The organism is Brevundimonas sp. FV1ye4L, assembly GCF_058681255.1.
This window is the reverse complement of record NZ_CM178734.1, coordinates 94,532-118,518: the sequence shown is the minus strand read 5'-3', so window position 1 is coordinate 118,518 and position 23,987 is coordinate 94,532. Positions and strand designations below refer to the sequence as shown.

The 23,987-nt window shown below is 67.0% G+C and carries 18 protein-coding genes; 7 read left to right on the top strand and 11 right to left on the bottom strand.

The annotated features are described in order from the left end of the window. The first annotated feature begins 102 nt into the window (after positions 1–102). Entirely contained in the window at positions 103–2,781 is a 2,679-nt protein-coding gene (gene ppdK / locus ACW17X_RS00480) for a pyruvate, phosphate dikinase (RefSeq protein ID WP_492098926.1), read from the top strand. 229 nt (positions 2,782–3,010) lie between these two features. Beyond that, positions 3,011–3,538 carry a porin family protein gene (locus tag ACW17X_RS00475; RefSeq protein WP_492098925.1) on the top strand — a complete coding sequence of 176 codons (528 nt, stop codon included), beginning with the start codon at positions 3,011–3,013 and terminating at the stop codon, positions 3,536–3,538. A gap of 63 nt (positions 3,539–3,601) precedes the next feature. Here the strand turns inward: ACW17X_RS00475 and ACW17X_RS00470 are convergent, their stop codons facing one another. Then, positions 3,602–3,862 carry a hypothetical protein gene (locus tag ACW17X_RS00470; RefSeq protein WP_492098924.1) on the bottom strand — a complete coding sequence of 87 codons (261 nt, stop codon included), beginning with the start codon at positions 3,860–3,862 and terminating at the stop codon, positions 3,602–3,604. A 412-nt stretch (positions 3,863–4,274) separates the two neighbouring features. On the opposite strand from ACW17X_RS00470, the gene ACW17X_RS00465 reads away from it, so the two are divergent. Then, entirely contained in the window at positions 4,275–4,973 is a 699-nt protein-coding gene (locus ACW17X_RS00465) for a hypothetical protein (RefSeq protein WP_492098923.1), read from the top strand. 15 nt (positions 4,974–4,988) lie between these two features. Here ACW17X_RS00465 and ACW17X_RS00460 read toward each other — a convergent pair whose 3' ends face one another. The 8 genes from ACW17X_RS00460 to ACW17X_RS00425 form a co-directional block, all read right to left on the bottom strand. Continuing rightward, positions 4,989–6,140 (bottom strand): beta-ketoacyl-ACP synthase III, encoded by a 1,152-nt coding sequence (locus ACW17X_RS00460; RefSeq protein ID WP_492098922.1) that lies wholly within the window; start codon positions 6,138–6,140, stop codon positions 4,989–4,991. Positions 6,141–6,242: 102 nt separating this feature from the next. After that, positions 6,243–8,297: a capsule polysaccharide biogenesis protein gene (locus tag ACW17X_RS00455; protein ID WP_492098921.1), complete on the bottom strand. Its 2,055-nt coding sequence runs from the start codon at positions 8,295–8,297 to the stop codon at positions 6,243–6,245. Positions 8,298–8,505: 208 nt separating this feature from the next. Continuing rightward, on the bottom strand, positions 8,506–10,578 hold the full coding sequence (gene glyS / locus ACW17X_RS00450; protein ID WP_492098920.1) for a glycine--tRNA ligase subunit beta: 2,073 nt from the start codon (positions 10,576–10,578) through the stop codon (positions 8,506–8,508). After that, on the bottom strand, positions 10,578–10,958 hold the full coding sequence (locus tag ACW17X_RS00445; RefSeq protein WP_492098919.1) for a hypothetical protein: 381 nt from the start codon (positions 10,956–10,958) through the stop codon (positions 10,578–10,580). The genes glyS and ACW17X_RS00445 overlap by 1 nt, the downstream gene beginning before the upstream one ends. Next, entirely contained in the window at positions 10,955–11,848 is an 894-nt protein-coding gene (locus tag ACW17X_RS00440) for a glycine--tRNA ligase subunit alpha (protein ID WP_492087497.1), read from the bottom strand. Before ACW17X_RS00440 ends, ACW17X_RS00445 begins: the two co-directional genes overlap by 4 nt. Before the next feature lie 85 nt (positions 11,849–11,933). Next, on the bottom strand, positions 11,934–12,806 hold the full coding sequence (locus ACW17X_RS00435) for a 4-(cytidine 5'-diphospho)-2-C-methyl-D-erythritol kinase (RefSeq protein ID WP_492098918.1): 873 nt from the start codon (positions 12,804–12,806) through the stop codon (positions 11,934–11,936). A 15-nt stretch (positions 12,807–12,821) separates the two neighbouring features. Next, positions 12,822–14,729, bottom strand: coding sequence for a tetratricopeptide repeat protein (locus ACW17X_RS00430; protein ID WP_492098917.1), 1,908 nt, complete (start codon positions 14,727–14,729; stop codon positions 12,822–12,824). 204 nt (positions 14,730–14,933) lie between these two features. Further along, positions 14,934–16,589 (bottom strand): electron transfer flavoprotein-ubiquinone oxidoreductase, encoded by a 1,656-nt coding sequence (locus ACW17X_RS00425; protein ID WP_492100417.1) that lies wholly within the window; start codon positions 16,587–16,589, stop codon positions 14,934–14,936. A gap of 195 nt (positions 16,590–16,784) precedes the next feature. Here ACW17X_RS00425 and ACW17X_RS00420 point away from each other — a divergent pair, with 195 nt between their 5' ends. Together ACW17X_RS00420 and ACW17X_RS00415 are read left to right on the top strand one after the other, a co-directional pair. Beyond that, positions 16,785–17,582 (top strand): uracil-DNA glycosylase, encoded by a 798-nt coding sequence (locus ACW17X_RS00420; RefSeq protein WP_492098916.1) that lies wholly within the window; start codon positions 16,785–16,787, stop codon positions 17,580–17,582. Between the two features lie 209 nt (positions 17,583–17,791). Continuing rightward, positions 17,792–19,378, top strand: coding sequence for a lytic transglycosylase domain-containing protein (locus ACW17X_RS00415; RefSeq protein ID WP_492098915.1), 1,587 nt, complete (start codon positions 17,792–17,794; stop codon positions 19,376–19,378). Positions 19,379–19,380: 2 nt separating this feature from the next. Here the strand turns inward: ACW17X_RS00415 and ACW17X_RS00410 are convergent, their stop codons facing one another. Both ACW17X_RS00410 and ACW17X_RS00405 read right to left on the bottom strand, forming a co-directional pair. Further along, positions 19,381–19,530 carry a hypothetical protein gene (locus ACW17X_RS00410; RefSeq protein WP_492098914.1) on the bottom strand — a complete coding sequence of 50 codons (150 nt, stop codon included), beginning with the start codon at positions 19,528–19,530 and terminating at the stop codon, positions 19,381–19,383. Positions 19,531–19,639: 109 nt separating this feature from the next. After that, positions 19,640–20,284, bottom strand: coding sequence for a glutathione S-transferase N-terminal domain-containing protein (locus ACW17X_RS00405; protein ID WP_492098913.1), 645 nt, complete (start codon positions 20,282–20,284; stop codon positions 19,640–19,642). Between the two features lie 321 nt (positions 20,285–20,605). Between ACW17X_RS00405 and ACW17X_RS00400 the strand changes: the two genes are divergently transcribed. Continuing rightward, complete coding sequence (locus tag ACW17X_RS00400) at positions 20,606–22,813, top strand: GumC family protein (RefSeq protein WP_492098912.1); 2,208 nt, start codon at positions 20,606–20,608, stop codon at positions 22,811–22,813. Positions 22,814–23,008: 195 nt separating this feature from the next. Then, positions 23,009–23,983, top strand: a complete 975-nt coding sequence (locus ACW17X_RS00395) for an NAD-dependent epimerase/dehydratase family protein (RefSeq protein ID WP_492098911.1) — start codon at positions 23,009–23,011, stop codon at positions 23,981–23,983. Positions 23,984–23,987: the final 4 nt, after the last annotated feature.

The following is a 23,987-nucleotide window of genomic DNA, read 5'->3' as shown; positions in this document are numbered from 1 at the left end:
TTGTTACATCCGCCATGGCCAAGCCGGTTTCGCCGCGCTAGATCATGTTGCATCTGCGAGCGGGCCAACCCGCCGAACCTTCTCCTAGCTCAGGGGCTATAGATGACTCAGTGGGTTTACGGCTTCGGCGGCGGGTCCGCCGACGGCGACGCGTCGATGAAGAACCTTCTCGGCGGCAAGGGCGCGAACCTCGCCGAAATGTCCTCGCTGGGGCTGCCCGTCCCGCCAGGCTTCACCATCACGACCGAGGTCTGCACCTATTTCTACACCAACGGCGAGACCTATCCCGCCGATCTGGAAGACCAGGTGAAGGCCGCCCTGGCCAAGGTCGAAGCCATTGTCGGCAAGACCTTCGGCGACGTCGAGAACCCGCTGCTGGTCTCGGTTCGCTCTGGCGCGCGGGCGTCGATGCCCGGCATGATGGACACGGTGCTGAACCTGGGCCTGAACGACCAGACGGTCGAGGGGCTGGCCAAGCTGTCGGGCGACCGGCGCTTCGCCTTTGATTCCTACCGGCGCTTCATCACCATGTACTCGAACGTGGTGCTGGGCCTCAGCCACGACGACTTCGAAGAGGTTCTGGACGCGCACAAGGATCGGCTGGGCGTCAGCGTCGACACCGACCTGAAGGCCGAGGACTGGGAACGGATCGTCGTCGACTACAAGGCCGTGGTCGAACGCGAACTGGGCCACCCCTTCCCGCAGGATCCGCGCGACCAGATGTGGGGCGCGGTCGGCGCCGTCTTCGCCAGTTGGATGAACGACCGAGCGAAATTCTATCGCCGCATGCACGACATCCCCGAAAGCTGGGGCACGGCCGTCAGCGTCCAGTCGATGGTGTTCGGCAATATGGGCGAGACCTCGGCCACCGGCGTGGCCTTTACTCGCAACCCCTCGACCGGCGAGGCGCGGCTCTATGGCGAGTTCCTGATCAACGCCCAGGGCGAAGACGTGGTCGCGGGCATCCGCACGCCCCAGTCCCTGACCAAGATCGGCCGCGAGGAGATGGGCGAGACCGCCCCCTCGATGGAAGAGGCCATGCCCGAGGTGTTCGGCCAGTTCGTCACGGTGGTGAACACGCTGGAGAGCCATTACCGCGACATGCAGGACATCGAGTTCACGGTCGAACAGGGCCGGCTCTGGATGCTGCAAACCCGCAACGGCAAGCGCACCGCCAAGTCGGCCCTGAAGGTCGCCGTCGATCTGGCGGCCGAAGGCGTAATCACCCAGGAAGAGGCGATCAGCCGGGTCGAGCCCTCGGCGCTCGATCAGTTGCTGCACCCGACCCTGGACCCGGATGCGGCCCGCACCGTCGTCGCCGCCGGCCTGCCCGCCTCGCCCGGCGCGGCCACCGGCAAGATCGTGTTCGACGCCGACGAGGCCGAGCGGATGTCCGGCCTGGGCGAGGCGGTCATCCTGGTGCGCGAGGAGACCTCGCCTGAGGACATCCACGGCATGCACGCCGCCCGCGGCATCGTCACGGCGCGGGGCGGCATGACCAGCCACGCCGCCGTGGTGGCGCGCGGCATGGGCCGGGCCTGCGTCTCTGGCGCCGGGGAGATCCATATCGACGAGGCCAGGGGCGTCTTCACCGCACGCGGCCGCAGCTTCAAGGCCGGCGAGATCATCACCATCGACGGCTCGAAGGGCGAGGTGCTGGACGGCGCCGTGCCGATGATCGAGCCCGAGCTGACCGGCGACTTCCAGACCCTGATGGCCTGGGCCGACAAGGTGCGCCGCCTGAAGGTGCGCGCCAACGCCGAGACGCCGCTGGACGCCAAGACCGCGCGCGGCTTCGGCGCCGAGGGCATCGGCCTGTGCCGGACCGAGCACATGTTCTTCGACGACACCCGGATCGCCGCCGTGCGCGAGATGATCCTGGCCGACGACGAGGCCGGGCGCCGCACGGCCCTGGCCAAGATTGCGCCGTTCCAAAAATCGGACTTCGTAGAGCTGTTCGAGATCATGGCCGGCCTGCCGGTGACGGTGCGCCTGCTCGACCCGCCGCTGCACGAGTTCATCCCGCACACGGACGAGGACATCGACGCCCTGGCCGCCTCGTCGGGCATCGACGCCGACAAGCTGAAGCGCCGGGCCAAGGAGCTGCACGAGACCAACCCCATGCTGGGCCACCGCGGCTGCCGCCTGGGCGTGGCCTATCCCGAGATCTACGAGATGCAGGTCCGGGCCGTGCTGGAGGCCGCGCTGGAGGTGAAGAAGACCTCGGGCCAGGCGCCGATCCCGGAGATCATGCACCCGCTGGTCGCCCTCGGCCTGGAGATGAAGTACCTGCGCGAACTGACCGACCGCACGGCCAAGGCCGTGTTCGCCGACGCCGGCGACAGCGTCGACTATCTGGTCGGCACCATGATCGAACTGCCCCGCGCCGCCATCCGCGCCGGGGACCTGGCGGAATACGCCCAGTTCTTCAGCTTCGGCACCAATGACCTGACCCAGACGACCTTCGGCATCAGCCGCGACGATTCGGGGCGGTTCCTGCAGGCCTATCTGGACAAGGGCATCTTCGAGACCGACCCGTTCGTGCGTCTGGACCAGGACGGCGTCGGCGGCCTGATCGAGATCGCGGCCGAGCGGGGTCGCGCGGTGCGGCCCGAGGTGAAACTGGGCATCTGCGGCGAGCACGGCGGCGATCCGTCGTCGATCACCTTCTGCGAGAAGGCCGGCCTGGACTACGTCTCCTGCTCGCCTTACCGCGTGCCGATCGCGCGACTGGCGGCGGCCCAGGCGGCGCTGAATGTGGAGCGTGAAAAGGACCGCTGATCCGTCAGCCAGGGTCTGAGCCAGGGGCGGCGTCGCGAGACGCCGCCCCTTTTCGTTGCGCGTCGCATTTCTGTCGCACTTGACGGAACACAGTGTGTGTCTCGGCGCGCACAGACGATGCAATGCCAAAACTACCTATGGAACAGACGACAGCGTCACCTATTTAAGCACTCGCTGGATGGGGCTGATGATCCAACCGGTCATCACATCTAGGAGTTAATAAGAAACAATGCGTAACATTATTCTCGCCGCTGTCGCTGTCTCTGCAATCGCCGCGCCCGCATTTGCTCAAACTAATCCCGAGCCGCGCGGATACGGTTCTTTGGGCTACACTCATCTTGAAGGCGACAATGCAACCACGGGCGCCGTCACCGGTCGCCTGGGCGTAAACCTGAACCGTTACCTGGCCGTCGAGACCGAAGCCTCGGTCGGCGTGAAGGACGACGACTTCACCGTCGCCGGCGTCGACGGCTCGATCAAGCACGAGTGGGACGCCGCCGGTTACGTGGTCGGCAAATACCCGGTGTCGGACAAGCTGGAGCTGTTTGCGCGCGGCGGCTACGGCCATACCGAACTGAAGCAGGATTTCCCGGGCGCCAATACCGACGTGGGCGGCGACAGCTGGAACTACGGCGCCGGCGCCAACTACTACCTCGACGGCGTGAACGGCGTGCGAGCCGACTGGACCCGTCGCGACTACCGCGACGACGCGGGCGAGGCCGACGCCTATTCGGTCAGCTACATCCGTCGCTTCTGATCCCGACGGTCAGGCGAAATAACGAAGGCGCGCTCCACAAGGAGCGCGCCTTTTGTTTTGTGTTTAAGCGAGGTCGCCCGCTAAGGCCCAGCGCTGCGAGCCTTCGCCGAACGGACGCACGAACCAGTCGCGGTACTGTTCGAAGGTCTCGATGATCTTCTGACGCAGGTCGGGCGTGTTCACCGCCTCGCCGCGCTGACGTCTGAGGGCCGCGACACAGTCCACGACCAGATTCTGATGGGCCGAACCGCCCATGCTCTTCAGCACGGCGGCGATATCCTGGGCCAGGCTTTCCAGCACCGTCTTCGGTGTCGTCTGAGCCATCTGGGAACTCCCCTGTTCTCGACAATCAAAGGCCTCGCAAAAACCCGTACAGGATTCAAGCGTGGCCTGAGCAATTATCCTCCCAGATCAGGATTAACCTGACGTAACGGCGGTCAAACTTTTTGGTTCTCCGGCCCTGGACCCGTTTCGGCCCCAACACCGTCAGATCGAACGCCGATGATGAATAGCGGCCTGCGGCGACCCGGCATCGAGCAAAAACCAATCATAGGTTGCATGGATTAAAATTTCAGATATCGTTGTTCTCAACAACAATTACAGGGAGGACATCACTATGCGTCGTTTCGGACTACTGGCGCTCGTCGCAGGCCTGATAAGCCTCGGCGGATGCGGAACCATGGGGATGCAAGGCCGGGCAGCCTCGCCTTATGACAGTCTTCCGGCGGTAACCTCGATGACGGAAGCCCACCATTTCGGACAGCAGCTGATCGGCTATTATGCGCAAGGGTTCGAGAGGGCGAACGGCCAGCGCCGGATGTTCAATATCGGCATATGGGCCGCCACGACCTATACGACTGGAGCGGCAGGGCTGGGCGCCCACGCCGACAACATCTTCCTCGGCGCCCTGACCGGCACTTCGCTAGGGGCATTAGAACCCTTGGTGAACGAGGGCGGTCCCGAGGCCTGGGTCAACGCCCTGGGCAAGACGGCCTGCCTCAGCCGGGCGGCTATGACGGGGATGGACGCCAAGACCCTTCAAGCCATCGCCCTGATCGAGCAGCGCGTGGCGGGCGGGATCGCCACGGACAAGGAGCGCACTGCACTCGCCGTCTATCGCGGCGCCTATATGAGCGTGGGGAACGGCTATGACACGGTCTATTCCGAGTTCCTGACCCGCCGGACCGGTCGGGCGATCTCGAAAGAGGGGATCGAGGCCTTCATGAACAATGCGAGGGGCGAGGCGTCCCGGCTAAGACAAGGCGCAGCCCCCCCGCCGCCGCCGCCCCCGCCGCCCCCGCCGCCGGGAGCCGTCGGGGTCCTGGCCGTGGATAAGGCGCTGGCCGACGCCGCGGCGAACAACGCCGCAGAGCGCCTGGACGCCATGAACACCGCAGCAATCCAGCAGATCGACACCTGCCTGAAAGCCGCCTGACCGCGACCCGCTTGCCTAGCCGCGTTTGCGCACGAACACCGTCCCGGCGGAATAGCCGGCGCCGAAGCTGCAGATCAGGCCGGTCTCGCCCGGCGCGAAGCCGTCGTTGTGCAGGTGGAAGGCGATGATCGAGCCGGCCGAGGAGGTGTTGGCGTAGTCGTCCAGGATGATGACGTTCTCATCCGACGACGGCTCGCGGCCCAGCACCTTCTTGCCGATCATGGTGTTCATGTTGATGTTGGCCTGGTGCAGCCACAACCGCTTCAATTCGTGCGGATTCAGGCCCAGTTCACCGGCGTGGTCGACGATCATGTCCGAGACCATCGGCACGACGTCGCGGAAGACCTTGCGGCCCTGCTGGATGAACAGCTTGTCGTTCTGGACGCTGTCGTCGGCGACCGGCGAATCCATCTGGTCGGTGTCGCGCGCGTTGCGGTTCAGGAAGCCGAAATTGTTGCGGATATTGTTCGAGAACACCGTCTTCAGCCGTGTGCCCAGCACGTCCCAGCCGCCCGGCCCCGCCGTCTCGGAAGATTCCACGACCACGGCCGTGGCCACGTCGCCGAAGATGAAATGGCTGTCGCGGTCGGTGAAGTTCAGGTGGGCCGAACAGACCTCGGGGTTGACCATCAGCACGGCCTTGACCGAGCCGCCGGCGATGAAGTCCGCCGCCGTCTTGATGCCGAAGGTGGCGGAAGAACAGGCCACATTCATGTCAAAGGCGAAACCCTCGATCCCCAGCGCCTGCTGCACCTCGATGGCCATGGCCGGATAGGGGCGTTGCATATTGGAGGCGGCGCACAGGACGGCGCCGATCTCGCTGACCGGCTTGCCCCAGGCCTCGATGGCCTGACGCGCGGCCTTGACCGCCATCTCGGCCAGGATCGACAGTTCCTCGTTGCTGCGTTCCGGCAGGTTGGGGGCCATCCGTTCAGGGTCGATCACCCCGGCCTTATCCAGCACGAACCGCTGTTTGATGCCCGAGGCCTTTTCGATGAACTCGGGCGAGGAGTGCGACTTCGCCTCCAGTTCCCCGGCCTCGATCTGGGCCGCGTGGCGGGCGTTCCAGCCGTCGGCCCAGGCGTTGTAGCTGTCGACCAGTTCGGCGTTGGAGACCGATTGTTCGGGGGTGAAGAGGCCGGTTGCGGCGATGACGGCGTGTTGCACGTTCTTGCTTTTCCTAACGCTCGGCGCGCGGCGCCTCGCTGCTTGAGGAAACGCTCGTCCTGTCGTTGCGCGACCGGAAGAGGGTTTCCTTTACGAACGCCTTCAATAGGACGGCGGCGGCCTGCGGTCGAGAGAGGCGATGATCCCCGCGGCCCAGCGCTGGATCTGGCCGCGCGGCGCCTTGGGCGGCGGCTGGTCGCGGGCGGCGATCAGGGCCTGGACCAGATCCTCGGCCTCGCAGGGCCAGCCCGTCGGCGTGACATAGAGGGGATAGTGGATCAGGGCGGCCAGGATCAGGTGATCGACCGTGGCGCGCCGGGTACGGCGCGCAAACCCCAGCCGGTCGTCGGTCAGGCCCCAGCCCGCATAGAAGGGCCGGCCATAGACCGACACCGCCTTGCCCCGCATCAGGGCCTCGAACCCGGTCAGGGAGGTCAGGGTCGCCACCCGCGCGCAGGCGTTCAGGCAGTCGATGATGTCCAGCCCGTCCGCGCTGGCGTCCACCGAGGCCAGGGCCGAGGCCTCCAGCCGGCCCGGCCGGTTGCCCGCCAGGACGTCGGGGTGGTTGCGATAGACCAGGAAGGCGTCGGGATGATCGGCCCGCGCCGCCTCGACCAGGGCGGAGTTGGTGGCCAGATCGGGTTCGCAGCCCAGCAGGATCGACTTGTCGTTCTCGACCTGGCCGACGACCAGAAGGATGTCGCGGTCCAGAGGCCAATCGGCCGGAGCCTGGCCCTTCAGATTGTATTTCGACAGGCCCGCCTCGACGATGCGGGTCCGCAGGGCGGCGGCGCGGGCCAGTTGCTCCGGCGTCGCGTCCGTCGTCTCGATCAGGGTCTCCAGCCGCGACGGGCGCGACGGGTCGTAATAGACGCCCTGGTCGTCCAGGGCGACCGACAGGGCGCCGACGAAGTCCGACCCCAGGCCGCGCGAACGGATGAAGCCGTCCTCCATGCGGACGGTCGGGCCGCTAAAGGCGTCGGCGGCCCGCCGCACGGCCTCGCTCTCCTTGCCCGCCCACCAGATCAGCCGGCCATTTGTGGCGGAGGCGTGGGCGGCGGCGCGCGACGGCGACATGAAGTATCGCATCCGCGCCTTGGGCGAGTTCAGCAGGCGACGCACCGGCGGGCGTTTGGCCGGGGCGAAGCCGACGGCGGACCAGGGTCCCGCCAGACGGTCGGCGCGGTCACGCAGGGCGATCAACCGCTCCAGCGCCTGTTCAGCCTCGCACCGCTCGCCGGTGACGGGATCGACATAGCGGCTGTAGGCGATCAGGGCGGCGGCGGCGACCTGTTCCACCGTGCGGGCGACGCCGCGTCGGCCGGTGGCCACGGCGTCGGTCGTCAGACCCCAGCCGGAATAGAAGGGCGCCCCGAAACAGCGCACCGGCAGGCCGCGCAACAGGGCCTCGAACCCCAAGGCAGAGGTCACGCAATAGACGGCGTCCACCGCCGCCAGCAGGTCGGCGGGCCGCACATCGGCGTCCACCAGGGTGACGCCCGCAAGGTCCGTGACGCAGCCACGCTTCCTGCCCGCTGCGACCGCCGGGTGGCGTTTGACGATCAGCTGGGCGTCGGGTTCGTCGCGCCGGGCGGCGGCGACCATGGCGTCGAAACTGTCTTGCCTCGCCAGGCCGTAGCCGATGGAGGCGTCGCCGAAGGTCTGGTCCACGATCAGGACGCGTCGGCCGGGCCGCAGCAGGCCGGGATCCAGCGGCCCGCCCATATTGGTCTTGGACACGCCCGAGGCGACGATCCGATCGATCAGGGCGCGGGCGCGGGCGGTCATGGCGGCGTCGCACCAGGCGTCGGCGGTCTGGATAAGATGTTCGAGGCGGCTGGGCCGGGTGGCGTCGTAATAGACGCCGAGGTCATCGACGATCAGGCTGAGGCTGGCGGCCCCCGCCTCTCCTATCCCGACCGAGCGCAGGAAACCGTCTTCCAGCGCGACATAGGGCCGATTGTTCGCTTCCGCCCAGCGACGGCCGGCGGCGGCGGTGGGCTTCATGCCCCAGCCCAGCACGGCCTGGACCTCCGCCCCCGGCAGGCGTCGCAGGTCGTAGTCGTTCAGGAAGACGTCGAGGAAGGGGACCTTCAGCACGCCGGGCGCGCAGACCCAGGCGGGGGTTTTGGCGGCAATGTCCGAAACTGGGGTCAAGGCGGGTCCGACGGAGTGAGCGCGAGGTTTAGGGCGGTTGGGGGCGTCGGGCTAGACCTCGTCTGCGTCAGGCCCCCTCCACCACCGCGCAAGAGGCGCGGCGGTCCCCCTCCCCCAACGGGGGAGGAATGCGCGCCGTGATGACAGAGATCCTCCCCCCTTGGGGGAGGTGGATCGCCGCGTAGCGGCGAGACGGAGGGGGCCCGGCTCAGCCCGCGATCTGGCCGAAGTCCGCCACCTGTCCCATCACCTCCCGCACCTGACCCAGCAGCTTCAGCCGGTTGTCGCGTTCCTCAGCCACGTCGGAGTTGACCAGCACATCCTCGAAGAACCGGTCCACCGGGGCGCGCAGACCGGCCAGGGCGGTCATGGCGGCGGCGAAATCCTCGGTCTCCAGCGCGGTCTCGACGGCGGTGCGGGCGGCGCCGACGGCGAAAGCCAGGACGGTCTCGGGCTCGGGCTGGTTCGGCAGACCGGTCTGGACCATGCCGGTCGGGACGGGTCCCTTCTTCTCCTCGGCGCGCAGGATGTTGGAGGCGCGCTTGTAGCCGGCCAGCAGATTGGCCCCGTCGTCGGTGGCGAGGAAGGCGGCCAGCGCTTCTACGCGGCGCACGATGCGCACGAGGTCGTCGTCGCCCAGGGCGAAGACGGCGGCGACGAGGTCGTGGCGTTGGCCCTGGTCGCGGAGGAGGACGGTCAGGCGGTCGGCGAAGAAGGAGGTCAGGTCTTGCGCCTTGAAGGTGCCCAATGCCCCTGCCGGCTGTTCAGCGCGAATGAAATCCGCTCTCTCGCCCACGTCGACCATCGAAAGACGAACCCCATTCTCCAGCACCAACCGGATCACCCCCAACGCCGCTCTCCGCAGCGCGAACGGGTCCTTCGAGCCTGTGGGCTTTTCGTCGATGGCGAAGAAGCCGACCAGGGTGTCCAGCTTGTCGGCCAGGGCGACGGCGACCGTGACGGGCGCGGTCGGGATGGTGTCGGCTGGGCCTTGCGGCTTGTAGTGGTCGCGGACGGCGTCGGCGACGGCGTCGGAATGGCCGGCCAGACGGGCGTAATAGCCGCCCATGATCCCCTGCAGTTCCGGGAATTCGCTGACCATGCCCGACAGCAGGTCGGCCTTGGACAGGCGGGCGGCCATCTCGGCTTCATCCGCGTCGGCGCCCACCAGGGGAGCGATTTCGCGGGCGAGCGCCGCGATGCGCTCGACCCGCTCGGCCAATGTGCCCAGTTTGGCGTGGAAGGTGACGCCGGACAGTTTGGCGTTCCAGGCGTCGAAGCCGACCTTCTGATCCTCGTCCCAGAAGAAGCGGGCGTCGTTCAGGCGGGCGGACAGGACTCTGGAGTTGCCGGCGGCCAGGGCCTTGCCGCCGTCAGTGGCCTCGACATTGGCGACGACGAGGAAGTTGGGGGCCAGGCCGTCCTTCGACGGATCACGGACGGCGAAATACTTCTGGTGCACCTTCATCGACAGGCGCACGACCTCGGGCGGCAGGGCCAGGAACTGCGGGTCCATGTCGCCCAGGATCGGGGTCGGCCATTCGGCGAGCCCCGCCACCTCGTCCAGCAGGCCGTCGTCGTCGACCAGCACCAGGCCGCGCGCGGCGCAGGCGGCCTTGGCCTGTTCCAGGATACGCAGCTTGCGGTCGGCCACGTCGATCAGGACGAAGTTCTTTTCCAGCTGGGTGCGGTAGTCGACGAAGTCGCTGACCTTCAGCAACTGGCCCGAGCCGAGGAAGCGGTGGCCCTCGGTGATGGCGTCGCTTTCGATCACTTGCGCACCATTACCTTGATTGAATTTGACCACCTCTCCATCGAACACAAACAGAATGCGCTTGATCGGTCGCACCCATTTAACAAGGCCCGTGCCCCAACGCATCGACTTCGGCCAAGGGAAGTTACCGATAACGTCGTGCAGGACATCAAAGAGCATGTCCTTAGTGCGCTGCCCCTTGGACGACAGGACGGCGTAGAGGACGCCGTCACGCTCGGTCAGTTGATCGCGGGTCAGGCCGGTCTTGCGCAGGAAGCCTTCCAGCGCCTGTTCCGGGGCCGAGGCGCGCGGCCCCTTGACCTCTTCCTCGCGGTCGGGCGTGGCGGCGGGCAGGCCGTCGATGACCAGGGTCAGGCGGCGCGGCCCGGCGTAGGTCGTCAGCGCATCCCAGGTCAGGCCGGCGGCCTTCAGCCGGTCGGAGACCATGCGCTCCAGGTCGCGCGCGGCGCCCTGCTGCATGCGGGCGGGGATTTCTTCGGAGAAGATTTCGAGAAGGAGTTGGGGCATCAGGCGGCGGACTCTTCGGTCGTAGCGGCAGACCGCATCAGGGTAAGGGCGACGTCCCGCAGGGCCAGCGGCGCGTCAGCCGCACCCGGCTCTGCACTGAAGGCGATGTTCAGCAGGAAGGGCCGCGGGGCCAGGAAGGCGTTCTGCAGGATGCCGAACCACTCTTCGCTGACCCCCACCACGCCGCGCCAGCCGCCGGGCTGCGAGGCCAGGTGGCTGCTCAGGTCAGCGGCCTGACGGAGGATGCGAACCTCGGCCCACGACTCCTGGCCTTCGATTTCCACGCGGCCGCTCGAAAACAGCGAGATCGGCTCGCCGGGGTGCTGCTCCAGATTGATGTCGGCCAGATCGAAGGAGAGGATTCCAGAAACAGTGCTCACGACGCGGCCTTCTCATGCTCGACATAGGCCAGGGCGCAGGCTTTGCAGAGTTCACGGATGCGACCGATGTAGCTCTGGCGTTCGGCGACGGCGATGGCGCCGCGGGCGTCCATCAGGTTGAACAGGTGACTGGCCTTCAGCACCTGATCATAGGCCGGCAAGACCAGGGGCTGGCCTTGCGGGCCGGTCATGGCCAGAAGGCGCGAGACCTCGGCCACCATGTCCTCGAACCGGCGCTTCAGCCCGTCCACATCATAGCCGTGGAAGTTGGCTTCCGACTGCTGACGCTCGTTCTCGAGGAAGACCTCGCCATAGGTCAGCCCCTCCTTGGTGAACTTGAGATCATAGACGTTGTCCACGCCCTGGACATACATGGCCAGACGCTCCAGCCCGTAGGTCAGTTCGCCCGAGACCACATCCACCTCGATGCCGCCGACGCCCTGGAAATAGGTGAACTGCGTCACCTCCATCCCATCGCACCAGACCTCCCAGCCCAGGCCCCAGGCCCCCACGGTCGGGTTCTCCCAGTCGTCCTCGACGAAGCGGATATCGTGCAGCTTCGGATCGATCCCGATCGCCGCCAGCGACCCCAGGTACAGCTCCTGAAGATTGTCCGGGTTCGGTTTTAGTATCACCTGGTATTGGTAATAGTGTTGGAGGCGGTTCGGGTTTTCGCCATAGCGGCCGTCGCCGGGGCGGCGGCTGGGCTGGACATAGGCGGCCTTCCACGGCTTTGAGCCGAGCGCGCGCAGGACAGTGGCGGGGTGGAGGGTGCCGGCCCCGACCTCGATGTCATAGGGCTGGAGAATGGCGCAGCCCTGCTCGCCCCAATAGCGGTGCAGGGTCAGGATCAGATCCTGGAAGGCGAGCGGCTCGGTCGAGGTGGTCAAATCGGGCTCGGGAGGGGCTGGAAAAAGGACGGCGGACCATAGGGCCCGGCGCCGCCCGCTTCAACACGCGCTGGGGATTTATGGCTCAGTCGGCGGCGAGGCGGGTCGCGGCGACCCAGGCGGTCGGATGGGCGGCGGATAGAGAGGTTGCGGCGGCGGCCGCGTCCGCGCTGGACCGGCACAGGCCGAAGACGGTAGCGCCCGAGCCCGACATGCGCGCCAGGGCCACGCCGGGCGTCGCCGCCACCGCACGAACCGCGTCGGCTATGGCGGGCGTCAGGGCCTGGGCGGGCGGCTGAAGATCGTTGCGGAGACCCGCAAGCCAGTCGATGACGGCGGCCGGGCTCCAGTCCCCAGGCGGCGCGGGCCGGTCGGCGGCGCGGAGCGGGCCGGCGTCATAGGCGCGGTAGACGGCCCCCGTGGGTGACGGGACGCCGGGATTGAACAAGACGGCCCACAGCGGCGATAGGCGCGGTTCGTCGGTCAGAACATCGCCCCGGCCCTCGGCCCAGGCGGTGCGCATCCGCAAGCACATGGGACCGTCGGCGCCGATAACGCCGGCCACGGCCTCCAGCGCCGCATCGTCGAGGTCCAGCCCCAGGGCCCGACGCGCCAGCTTCAACGCCGCCCCGGCGTCGGACGAGCCCCCGCCCAGGCCGGCGGCGATGGGCAGACGCTTGTCCAGCGTGACCTTCAGCGGCGGTTCACCGGTTCCCGTCGCCTCGCCCAGAGCGCGAAGGGCGCGCAGGATCAGATTGTCGGGCTCGGCCGCCAGGCCTGCGCCGAACGGACCGGTCACGGTCAGCGACAGCCGCTCCGCCGGTTCGACCGTCACCCGGTCGCCGACATCGGCGAAGGCGACGAGGCTGGACAGCGGATGATAGCCGTCGGCGTCCACCGGGCCGACGTGCAGGAACAGATTGATCTTGGCCGGAGCAAGGGCCGAAAGCGCGGACATGGGACGTACGAGGACCTACTGCGAAACGCCGGTCGCGGGCGAGGCGTCGTCGAGGCCGTTGGCGATCTTGCGTTCGACCTCGACCTTGCGCTCAGGCTCTGGGTCCAGGCTCAGGACGCGGTTCCACAGCCAGACCGCCTCGCGGCGGCGGCCGACCCGCCAATAGGCGTCGCCCAGGTGGTCGTTGATTTCGGCGTTGGCGGGCTCCTTGTCGGCCGCCTCCTCCAGGGTGACGACGGCGGTGTCGAAATAGCCCTGTTTGAACTGGGCCCAGCCCAGGGAGTCCTGAATATTGCCGTTCTCAGGATCGGCGGCGTGGGCCTGGGCCAGCAGGCCCGCGCCCTGATCGACCCGCAGCCCCCGGTCCACCCACAGATAGCCCAGATAGTTCAGGGTGTCGGCGTTGTTCGGATCCGCCTGATGCGCCGCCCATAGCTCGGCCTCGGCCTCGGGGATGCGGTTCAGGGATTCCAGCGCCACGCCGCGCAGGAAGTGGATCTGGGCGCCCTGGTTGGCCGTGTTCAGCAGCGGGCCGTTCAGCAGGTCCAGCGCCTCCTGATACTGTTCCAGCTGCAGAAGCTGGCTGGCCATCACCAAGGCGATACGGGGGTCGTTAGGCTGGGCCGCAGCGGCGGCGCGCAACTCCGTCAAGGCGGCGTCGAGCTGTTCATCCTCGGCCAGATTGAGGGCCAGCTGGGCGCGGGCGTTGGCGTAGAGGACCGGGTCCTCGGGCCCGACGCGCGACAGGGTGGTGCGAGCCGCAGCCTTCAGCCCGACCCGGTCCAGCACCTGGGCCAGTTGGATCTGGGTGGGGGCGTCCTCATGCAGGTTCAGGGCGAGGCGCAGATAGACCACCGCGAACTCGTTGCCGCGCTCGGCCACGGCCTGGGCGGCGGCGGTGGTCAGGGCCTGGGCTGCGCCCTGGCGGAAGTCCGGCGCAGCGGGGGGACGCCCGCCGGAGCGCGCCCGCACCAGGGCGCGGGTGGTGGCCAGATCGACCGCCTGACCCTGAACAGCGGCGATATAGACGGCCAAGGCCTCGTCCCGCTTGCCACGTCGTTCCAGGAACTCGCCATAGGCGCGGTGGAACAGGACGCCGATGGTCGGCATGTCGGACAGGGCCTTCAGCTCGGTTTCGGCCTCGGCGTAGTTGCGGCGCTTCTCCAGCAGCAGGGCGCGGTTCTGGCGGGCGAAGGCCAGGGTCAGGGCGTCGCCCTGGGTCGGGGGCGCGGCGAGGGCGCGGGTCCAGTCGCCGGCGGCGGCCGCGATCCAGGGCGCAACCATCAGGCCGGCGCGGCTGTGGGGGGCGGCGATGGGCCGGGCGGCCAGGGCGGCGTTGGCGGCGCGGGGATCGCCATGGACGAAGGCCTGAACAGCCGAGATCAGCCGGCCGCCCTCGGTGAAGGCGGGCGAAGCGTCGGCAGTCGGGGCCAGGCGCGCCGCGACATCCAGATCGCCGCTCAGCAGGGCCGAAGTGAAAGCCTGCTCGCGCACGCGCGGCTGTTCCGGCGTCAGGGCGTTGGCTTGCGCCAGCCGGTCGGCGCCCTTCTCCCCCTCGCCCGTCATCAGGGCCAGTTTGCCGGCGAGATAGAGGCCGTAGGCGCTGCGGCCCTGGGCGTCGGTCGGGATCGGTGACCAGATCTCAGGGATGGGCGGGTCGGCCGGCTCGTCGTTGATCACGACGTCGATGGCCACATCGCCGTCGGGCGTTTCGGTTTGCGGCGCGCCGTCTTCCGGTTCGTCCTCGGCGGGCGCCACGTCGGGCGTTTGGCCCGGCTCCAGAATGATGGCGGGAGGATGGGCGTCGGACGGATTGACGGGCGCAGAGGCCGGTCCTGTTTGCTGCGCCACAGCCCCTTGGGCCAGGGCCAGAGCGAGGACGGTCAGGGAGGCGGCGAACAGGCGCGAACGGGAGGCGATCATACGCCGACCCTTCACGCTTTCATCCGCCCCCGCAAGAGGGCGAACGGTTGCTTCTCCAACTCCGCTCATCCCGGCGAAAGCCGGGACCCAGTGCTTTCGCATCCCCGGTGCGTCGGATGACCACGGACCTTCAACCTCGACCGCCTTGCGCCCAAAGATCTGGGTCCCGGCTTTCGCCGGGATTAGCGGGTTAGAGACGTTGCCTCACATGTTCGGATAGTTCGGGCCGCCGCCGCCTTCGGGCGTGGTCCAGACGATGTTCTGCGACGGATCCTTGATGTCGCAGGTTTTGCAGTGGACGCAGTTCTGGGCGTTGATGACGAAGCGCGGATCGGTCTTGGCGACCTCGTCGGCATAGACGACCTCGTACACCCCCGCCGGGCAATAGAGCCGCGCCGGCTCGCCATATTTCGGCAGGTTGACCTGGATCGGCTTGGACGGGTCCAGCAGTTTCAGGTGGGCTGGCTGATCCTCGGCGTGGTTGGTGTTGGAGATGAAGACCGACGACAGCTTGTCGAACGACAGTTTGCCGTCCGGCTTGGGATAGACGATCGGCTTGTGCTTGACCGCCAGTTCGGTCGAGGCGGCGTCGGTCTTGTCGTGTTGCAGCGTCGGGATCGGCGACCAGCCGCCCAGCAGGGTGCGGCACCACATGTCGACCATGCCCAGCGCCCCGCCCAGGGTGGTGCCGAACTTCGACAACAGGGGCTTGGCGTTCCGGACGACGGACAGTTCCTTGTAGACCCAGCTCTTTTCAAAGGCGGTCTGGTATTCGACCAGTTCGTCGCCGCCGCGTCCGGCCTGGACGGCCTCGTAGGCGGCGTCGGCGGCGAGCATGCCGGTCTTCATGGCGTTATGGGTGCCCTTGATGCGGGGCACGTTTACGAAGCCGGCCGAGCAGCCGATCAGGACGCCGCCGGGGAAGCTGAGCTTCGGAATCGACTGCAAGCCACCCTCGGTGATCGCCCGTGCGCCGTAAGAGATGCGCGTGCCGCCTTCCAGATGCGGGGCGATGGACGGGTGGTGTTTGAAGCGCTGGAACTCGTCGAACGGCGACAGGAACGGGTTCTTGTAGTTCAGGTGCACCACATAGCCGATGGCCACGTAGCGGTCGCCGAAATGATACATGAAGCTGCCGCCGCCGGTGTGCTCGTCCAGCGGCCAGCCGGTGGTGTGCTGGGCCAGGCCCGGCTGATGCTGTTCGGCGGGCACCTGCCACAACTCCTTCAGGCCGATGCCGTACTTCTGGGGCGACTTGCCGTCCTGGAGCTTGTGTTTGGCGATGATGGTCTTGGCCAGGGAGCCGCGCACGCCCTCGGCGATGAAGACATATTTGCCGTGCAGTTCGATGCCCGGCTGGAAGTCGCCGGTCGGCTTGCCCTCGCGGTCGATGCCGAAGACGCCGGCGACGACGCCCTTCACTAGACCAGTTTGATCTTCCCAGACGACGTGGCTGGCGGCCATGCCGGGATAGACCTCGACGCCCAGGGCCTCGGCCTGTTCACCCAGCCAGCGCGAGACATTGCCCAGCGAGGCGATGTAGCAGCCGTGATTGTGCATGAAGGGCGGCAGCAGGGGCATAGGCAAAGACGCCTCGCCCTGCGGGCCCAGCAGCAGGAATTTGTCCTTGGTGACCGGCGTCTCCAGCGGCGCGCCGCGGTCCTTCCAGTCAGGGAAGAGTTCGTTCAGCGCCTTGGGATCGATCACGGCGCCTGACAGGATATGGCCGCCGACCTCGGCGCCCTTTTCCAGCACGGCGACGGTGATTTCCTTGCCGTCCTTTTCCGCCCGCTGCTTCAGGCGGATGGCCGCCGACAGGCCGGCGGGGCCGCCGCCGACGATGACGACGTCGTATTCCATCACCTCGCGCTCGACCCCGGCCAGCGCCTCTAGCGGCGGCAGATTGTCGATGATCGCTTCCTGGCGGGCGTTCTCTGCGCCGCCCTCGATGGCTTCTTCGGCCATATCTTCCCCTGAAATCCAGCTTGTTCGTGTGGTTATGCCGCTTATCGGAAGGTGACGCGAGGGCGGTCAAGGCCTATCGGTACCTTAGACATGAACGCACAACCCCATGACATCGCTGCAGTCGAAAGCCTGCTCGCCTTCTGGCGGGATGCGGGGGTGGACGCCTGCTATGGCGATGCGCCGGTCGATCACACCCATCTCGCCCCGCCCCCGGCCCTGAAGGCGGTGCAAAAGGCCACCGCATCGGTGGTCGCCCCCATCGGCGGATACACCCCCGAAGATGCCGTGGCCGAGGCGCGTCGTCTGGCCGCAGGCGCGGCGACGCTGCAGGATTTGGCGGCGGCGGTGGCGGCGTTCGAGGGTTGCTCCCTGCGCGGCATGGGGGCGACCCAGTCGGTGTTCGGGCGCGGCGATCCCAACGCCCAGGTGCTGGTGATCGGCGAAGGCCCCGGCGCGGACGAGGACCGGATCGGCCAACCCTTCGTCGGCACGGCCGGCAAACTGCTGGACAGGATGCTGGCGGCGGCGGGCCTGACCGGCAAGGTCTTCATCACCAACACGGTCTTCTGGCGCCCGCCCGGCAACCGCACCCCGACCCCGCAGGAACAGGCCGTCTGCGCCCCCTTCGTCGAGCGGACCTTCGCCCTGCTGCAGCCCAAGGCGGTGCTGCTGCTGGGGGCGGCCTCGGCCAAGTCGATCCTGCAAACCGAAGACGGGATCATGAAGATGCGCGGCCAGTGGCGCGAATGGCGGCTGGCGGAAGGGGGGCTGTCCGCCCCTGCCCTGCCGACCCTGCACCCCGCCTTCCTGCTGCGGCAGCCCCAGGCCAAACGGCAGGTCTGGGCCGATCTGCTGTCGCTTTCAGCGCGGCTGGACGGCGCAGGTTGAGGTTACCGCCGGTTTAAGGCATGCTGGTCGTTTGACGACCAACGCCACACGATCCCCGCCTGACGAGAATGGGCAGGGCGACGCCAACGGGGCCGCCGCGTATGAATATATTCCGCCGGGCAAGTCTCGCCTCGACGCTGATTTTTGCAGCCGCCGTCACAGGTTGGGCCGCAGCAGGTCCGGTCCTGGCGGAGACGCCTTATGACGGAATGTCCGCAGCCTCTTCCGGTTCCACCCGTCCCACGGCCCTGAGTTCAGCCGACCGACTGTCCTACACCACCGCCTTCGACGCCCTGAGGCGCGGCGATATCGAGGCGGCCCGCGCTTCGGCCCGACAGGCTCAGGATCGGGTCCTGCTGGGTCAGGTCGAGTTCGAAAGCCTGTTCCATCCCGACCATGTCGCCACCTACGATGAGCTGGCGGCCTGGCTGGAGACCTATTCCGACCTGCCCTGCGCCGACCGGGTCTACACCCTGGCCATGCGCCGCCGGCCCGACGGCGCGCCCGAGCCCGTGAAGCCCGGCGGCCTGCTGGGCCGGACCTGGAACAGCGTCGTCTCCGCCGTCTCGGGCGGGCCGACGGTCGATCCGATGAAGGCGGCGCGCATTGCCTATAACAACGACGATCTGACCGGCGCCTCTGCCCTGGGGCGCGAGATCGGCGACTGGTGGACGGTTGGGCTGGCGGAATGGCGGCTGGGTCAGTTCCATGAATCCTTTACGGCCTTCGAACGGGTCGCCAATGATCCGACAGAGGACCCGTGGGTGCGCGCCGGCGCCGCCTTCTGGACCGCGCGCGCCGCCGCCCAGTCGGGCCGGCAGGACCGGGTGGAAGACTATCTGCGCCTGTCGGCCCAATGGCCGGCGACCTTCTACGGTCAAATCGCCTTGCGTCAGCTGGGCGAAGAGCCGGTGATCGAGAACCTGGGTCCCCGCCCCTATCAGGCGGCGCCCCGGCTGCGACGCGCCGTCTATGTGCCCCAGGGCGCGGGCGTCGAGGCCACCGAGTTGGAGGCCTTCGTCCGCAACGACGCGCGGGCCAAACGCACCGTCGCCTATTATGAAGTCGGTCGCCGCAGCGAAGGCGAAAACGAACTGCGCTCGGGCCTGCGCACCGCCGTGGGCGACGCCGCGCGGATGTGGACCGCCCTGGCGCGCGTGATGATGTCGGGGAACGGCGGCGATGCGACACGGATCGACGCGACCCGCTTTCCCATGCCGGTGCTTGAGCCGGAGGGCGGCTTCGTCATCGAGAAGGCTCTGGTCTACGCTCTTGCCCGCAAAGAGACCGACTTCAACCCCGACGCCCGTTCCAGCGCCGGCGCCTATGGGATGATGCAGGTGATGCCGACGACGGCGGCGGAAATGACCGGCGACCGGACCTTCGTCACCGATCCGTCCAAGCTGCTGGTTCCCGCCACCAACATGCGGCTGGGCCAGGCCTATATCAATCGGATGCTTCAGCTGCCGGCCTTCCAAGGCGACCTGCTGCGGGCAGTCGCCTCCTACAACGCCGGGCCGGGGCCGATGCTGACGGCGGTGCGCAAACTGGGGCCGGACGCCGATCCGCTGCTGCTGATCGAGACGATCGATGTGCCCCAGGCGCGTGACTATGTGGAAAAGGTCGTGGCCGGCTACTGGATCTACCAGCGGATGTTCGGCGGGCCGCTGAACACCCTGGACGCCGTGGCTTCGGGCGCGAAATTGGTGCCGGTGTCGCTGGACTATGTGCCGCCCGCGCCGACGGCCGAACCGATCCTGGTCGCCCAGGAGCCCAGCGTGGCCGGTAGCCGCTAGGCTTAGAAGATGGCCGTGAGCAGCATCGCCCAGAAGGCGGCGCTGACGACGGCGGCGAGGGCGTAACCCGTGATCGGGTTGACCAGTCGCGACGCGACAACCTGAACCCGCGCCTTGTCGGTCTGGGTCGTTTCTATGGCCGGAGCCCGCATTGGTCTTCCTCCCGGCGGAACAGTCGGTTCCGTGTGTGATCCACGGATAACGACGTCAGCTTAATACAGGGTGCGCGGGACTGGTTTCCGGGCCGTTAAACCTCGGACTCTAGGCTTGGGCTTCGGCCTCCCACAGACGAAAGTCGGGCTGGGCCAGCAGGGTTGCGGCGTAGGCCCCGGCGGTTCCGTCGTCGCCGTAGTCGGCGAGGTCGATCTGGAAATGCCGCAGCCGCGCGGCGACCGGGGTGTAGAAGGCGTCTGCGATCGACCACTCGCCGAACAGCCAGGGGCCGGCCGCGCCGAACCGACGGCGCATCTGCCCGAACAGGGTCACCAGCCGCGACAGATCGCGATCCAGCGCCGGGTCGGAGGGCGTCTCGGACCGCGCATCGCCGACCATGGGCCGCTCGGAACTGGTCCCACAGATGTTTCTCAGAGCCGAGTAGCCGGCATGCATCTCAGCCGCCGCAGAACGCGCCAGGGCGCGCGCAATCGGATCGGCGGGCCACATGCGCGCCTCGGGATAGTGTTCGGCCGCCCATTCGGCGATGGCCAGCGTGTCCCAGATCTGTTCACCATCCACCTTCAGGACCGGCACGAAGCCAGACGGCGACATCTCCCGTAGCGCCGCCTTCTGCGCCTCGGTCTCATAGCGGGCGTCGATCACGGTGAAATCCGCGCCTGTGCGCCTCATCACCAGCCAGCCCCGCAACGACCAGGTCGAATAGGTCCGAGGGCCTATGATCAGTTCCATCTGGCTTCCTTCCCTAGGGTGAGATCGCAAATCCAAGGTGCTCGACAACGGTTTCGTCTCGGGTGAGATGGAGATCGAATACGCGAATTAGATCAAAGGCCGCACCACGATATCTGGCTGGCGCTCGATTCCTTTCATGCGTCGCGACGCGGCATGCTAAGTGCAGGGCGAACGGCACTATTCCGGTTGTTGGATCGATTTCGATCACCTATTCACCATCGCTAGGCTGTTTTTGTGCAGTGCGGTATAATAGGCGACGTTCGCTTCCCGACCGGAACGATCCTTGAAATCCGGCTTCGGCCGAGCCCTGACGATGGTGCGATGACTGATACGAACGATTATTCGCCTTCTTCCGGCGACGCCGCCGGAGAGACGATCGACCTACATCGCCTGCTCGCGGTTTTCCGCCGCCGGTTGAAGCTATTCGCGGCCGTTGCTGCCGGTATTTTCCTGATCGTGGCCCTTGTCACGCTCAGCGAGACCCCGAAGTACACGGCGACCGCAAACCTTCAAATCAATACCCGTACCGAGCAGGTGGTGGATTCAAAGGCTGTTCTGTCGGGTTTGACGCCCGAGACCAGTGTGGTCGATACTGAAGTCGAGGCGCTCAAATCGCCAGAACTGGCCGCTGCCGTGGTCGATGAGCTCCGGCTCGTGCAAGATCCCGAGTTCAATGCGCGGCTACAGACGCCAGGCATTATCGGAACCATTCAAGGGTGGTTCGGCCTCGCACCCGATCGCAGCGCACCAACCACCGAAGCCGGTCGCGAAGCGGAACGTCAGGAAGTCATCAACGCCGTCAGCGAACGGCTCAGCGCCCGCCGCGTGGGTCTGACCTATTCGATGAATCTGGCGTTCACGTCGGAAAGCCCGGTCAAAGCGGCCCGTATCGCCAACCTGCTCGCCGACAAATATCTTGAATCGCAGCTGAACCGGAAGCTGGACGCCACCGGCGACGCCAACAGCTTCCTGGGTTCGCGCCTGAACGAACTGCGTCAACAGATGCAGGCTGCGGATGCTGCGGTCTCCAACTATCGGATCGCCAACAACCTGCTCAGCTCCGAAGGCTTCACCCTGACGGAGCAGGAAATCTCGGCCTATAATCAGCAGCTGGCTTCGGTCCGGGCTCAAGAGGCCGAGCAGGTCGCCCGCCTTCGCACCGCGCGCGCCCAACTGGCCTCAGGCTCCAGCGGCGACGACGTCGGCGAAGCCCTGACGTCCCAGGTCGTCCAGAATCTGAGGGCGCAACGCGCCGCCATCAGCGCACGCGTCGCCGACATGAGCAGCCGTTACGGCCCGCTGCACCCAGACATGGTGCGCTCGCAACGCGAACTGGCCGATATCGACGCCCAGATCCAGGCCGAAATCCGCCGCATCATCTCGAACCTGGAAGCCCAGGTCCGGGTGGCCCAGGAACGCACCGCCTCGGTCCAGTCCAGCCTGTCGGCGGCGCGCGGCGCCCTGGCCAGCAACAGCGGCGCCTCCGTTCAACTGCGTGAACTTGAAGGCAATGCCGAAGCGGCGCGCGCGGTCTATCAAAGCTTCCTGGACCGCTACCGCCAGACCAGCGCCCAGGCCGGCACCGAACAGGCGGACGCCACCCTGGTGTCGCGCGCCTCCATCCCGACCTCGCAAAGCGCGCCCAATGTGATGCTCAACCTGGCGCTCAGCCTGGTCCTGGGTCTCGGCGCGGGCCTCGCTGCTGTCGTGCTGCTGGAGATGATGGAGGCCGGCGTCGGCACAACCGACGAGGTCGAGCGCAAACTGGGTCTGCCGTCCGTCGGCTCCATTCCGCTGGTCTCGTCGATCGCGGAATCGGCGGATCGCGGGATCAGCCCCATCGACTTCGCCGTCAAGAAGCCGTTGTCAGTCTTCGCCGAATCCTTCCGGTCGCTGCGGACCTCGATCAACTATGCCGCCGGCAGCCAGGGCAGCAAGCTGGTGGTCATCACCTCGGCGCTTCCCGGCGAAGGCAAGACGACGACGGCTGTGGGCCTGGCTCAGGTGTCCGCCATCGCCGGCAGCCGGGTTCTGTTGCTGGACTGCGACCTGCGTCGCCGCGCCGTCACCCGCGCTATGGGCCTGAACACCGACGTGGGCCTGGTCGAACTACTTCAGGGCTCTGCCACGCTTGAGACCGTGCTGAAACGTGACGAGGCGTCGGGCGCCTATATCCTGCCGCTGTCCAACGTGGTGGCGACCCAGGATGTCTTCGGAACCCAGGCCATGGATGATCTGCTGGCCAAGCTGCGCGGATCCTTCGACCTGATCCTGATGGACACGGCTCCGGTTCTGGCCCTGGCCGACACCCGGATCCTGGCCGCAAAGGCCGATATGACCATCCTGCTGGTGCGTTGGCGCAAGACCCCTGCCCGCGCCACCAATGCGGCGGTCAAGATGCTGCAACAGTCCGGCGCCTATATCCTGGGCGCCGCGATGACCCAGGTCGACGTCAACGCCCAGGCCAAGCAAGGTTATGGCGACGCCGGCTACTACTACAGCGAGTACAAGAAATACTACTCGGCCTGAGGCAGGCCAGGACGGACGAACCGGGCGACGTGTCGCGCTGGTTCGTCCGTGCCCGCGACGAGCCACAGGATCGACGCTCGGATTTCGATGAAGCGGTCCATCGCCTCACGGCAGGATTGGCGCTAGACGCCGTCCCAGTTTTCGAGAGGGATGTTCAATGCGCGTCGTAATGATCGGTACAGTCGGGCGGGCAGGATGAAGACACCGATCCTTGTCACCGGCGCGGCCGGCTTCATCGGCATGCACACGGCGGAACGGCTGCTGGATCGCGGCGAGACCGTGATCGGGGTCGATAATTTCAACGACTACTATGACCCCGCCCTGAAGGAAGCCCGCGCCGCGCGGCTGGAAGCGCGCGAGGGCTTCAACATGGTGCGGGCCGACATCGCCGACCATGAGAAGATGCTGGCCCTGGTGCGTGACAACGGCGTGGAGCGGATCGTCCACCTGGCCGCCCAGGCCGGGGTTCGCTATTCGATCGAGAACCCCTTCGCCTATGAGCGCTCCAATCTGGCGGGCCACCTGTCGATGCTGGAGGCCGCGCGCCACAACGGCGTGACCCATCTGGTCTACGCCTCGTCCAGCTCGGTCTATGGCGACCGGCCGCTGGAGGGGGCGGGCTTCCGCGAGGACGATCCGACGGTGGAGCCGGTGTCGCTGTATGCGGCGACCAAACGCTCGTGCGAACTGTTGAGCCAGAGCTACGCCAAACTGTACGGCTTTCCCCAGTCGGGCCTGCGCTTCTTCACCGTCTATGGCCCCTGGGGCCGGCCCGACATGGCCTATTTCAGCTTTACGCGGAAGATCGCGCGCGGCGAGGTGATCGAGGTCTATGGCGAAGGCAAGATGGCGCGCGACTTCACCTATATCGACGACATCGTCGACGGGATCGTGGGCGTGCTGGATCATCCGCCGGCGCAGGGCGGACACGAAGTCTACAACATCGGCGACAGCTCGCCCGTCGGCCTGATGGAGATGATCACCACCCTGGAAGACGCCCTGGGCGCCGAGGCGGAGAAGGTCATGCGGCCCATGCAACCCGGCGACGTCACCGCCACCTATGCCGACGTTTCTAAGCTGAACGCCCTGACCGGGTACAAGCCCAAGGTCACCCTGGCCGACGGCCTGCCGCGCTTCGTCAAATGGTGGCGGGGATACGAGAACGGCTGACCGC

Coding starts and splice junctions, on each gene's coding strand:
- ppdK (WP_492098926.1), top strand. CDS start 103: ATGACTCAGTGGGTTTACGGCTTCGGCGGCGGGTCCGCCGACGGCGAC.
- ACW17X_RS00475 (WP_492098925.1), top strand. CDS start 3,011: ATGCGTAACATTATTCTCGCCGCTGTCGCTGTCTCTGCAATCGCCGCG.
- ACW17X_RS00470 (WP_492098924.1), bottom strand. CDS start 3,862: ATGGCTCAGACGACACCGAAGACGGTGCTGGAAAGCCTGGCCCAGGAT.
- ACW17X_RS00465 (WP_492098923.1), top strand. CDS start 4,275: ATGACGGAAGCCCACCATTTCGGACAGCAGCTGATCGGCTATTATGCG.
- glyS (WP_492098920.1), bottom strand. CDS start 10,578: ATGCCCCAACTCCTTCTCGAAATCTTCTCCGAAGAAATCCCCGCCCGC.
- ACW17X_RS00435 (WP_492098918.1), bottom strand. CDS start 12,806: ATGTCCGCGCTTTCGGCCCTTGCTCCGGCCAAGATCAATCTGTTCCTG.
- ACW17X_RS00430 (WP_492098917.1), bottom strand. CDS start 14,729: ATGATCGCCTCCCGTTCGCGCCTGTTCGCCGCCTCCCTGACCGTCCTC.
- ACW17X_RS00425 (WP_492100417.1), bottom strand. CDS start 16,589: ATGGAATACGACGTCGTCATCGTCGGCGGCGGCCCCGCCGGCCTGTCG.
- ACW17X_RS00420 (WP_492098916.1), top strand. CDS start 16,785: ATGAACGCACAACCCCATGACATCGCTGCAGTCGAAAGCCTGCTCGCC.
- ACW17X_RS00415 (WP_492098915.1), top strand. CDS start 17,792: ATGTCCGCAGCCTCTTCCGGTTCCACCCGTCCCACGGCCCTGAGTTCA.
- ACW17X_RS00410 (WP_492098914.1), bottom strand. CDS start 19,530: ATGCGGGCTCCGGCCATAGAAACGACCCAGACCGACAAGGCGCGGGTT.
- ACW17X_RS00405 (WP_492098913.1), bottom strand. CDS start 20,284: ATGGAACTGATCATAGGCCCTCGGACCTATTCGACCTGGTCGTTGCGG.
- ACW17X_RS00400 (WP_492098912.1), top strand. CDS start 20,606: ATGACTGATACGAACGATTATTCGCCTTCTTCCGGCGACGCCGCCGGA.
- ACW17X_RS00395 (WP_492098911.1), top strand. CDS start 23,009: ATGAAGACACCGATCCTTGTCACCGGCGCGGCCGGCTTCATCGGCATG.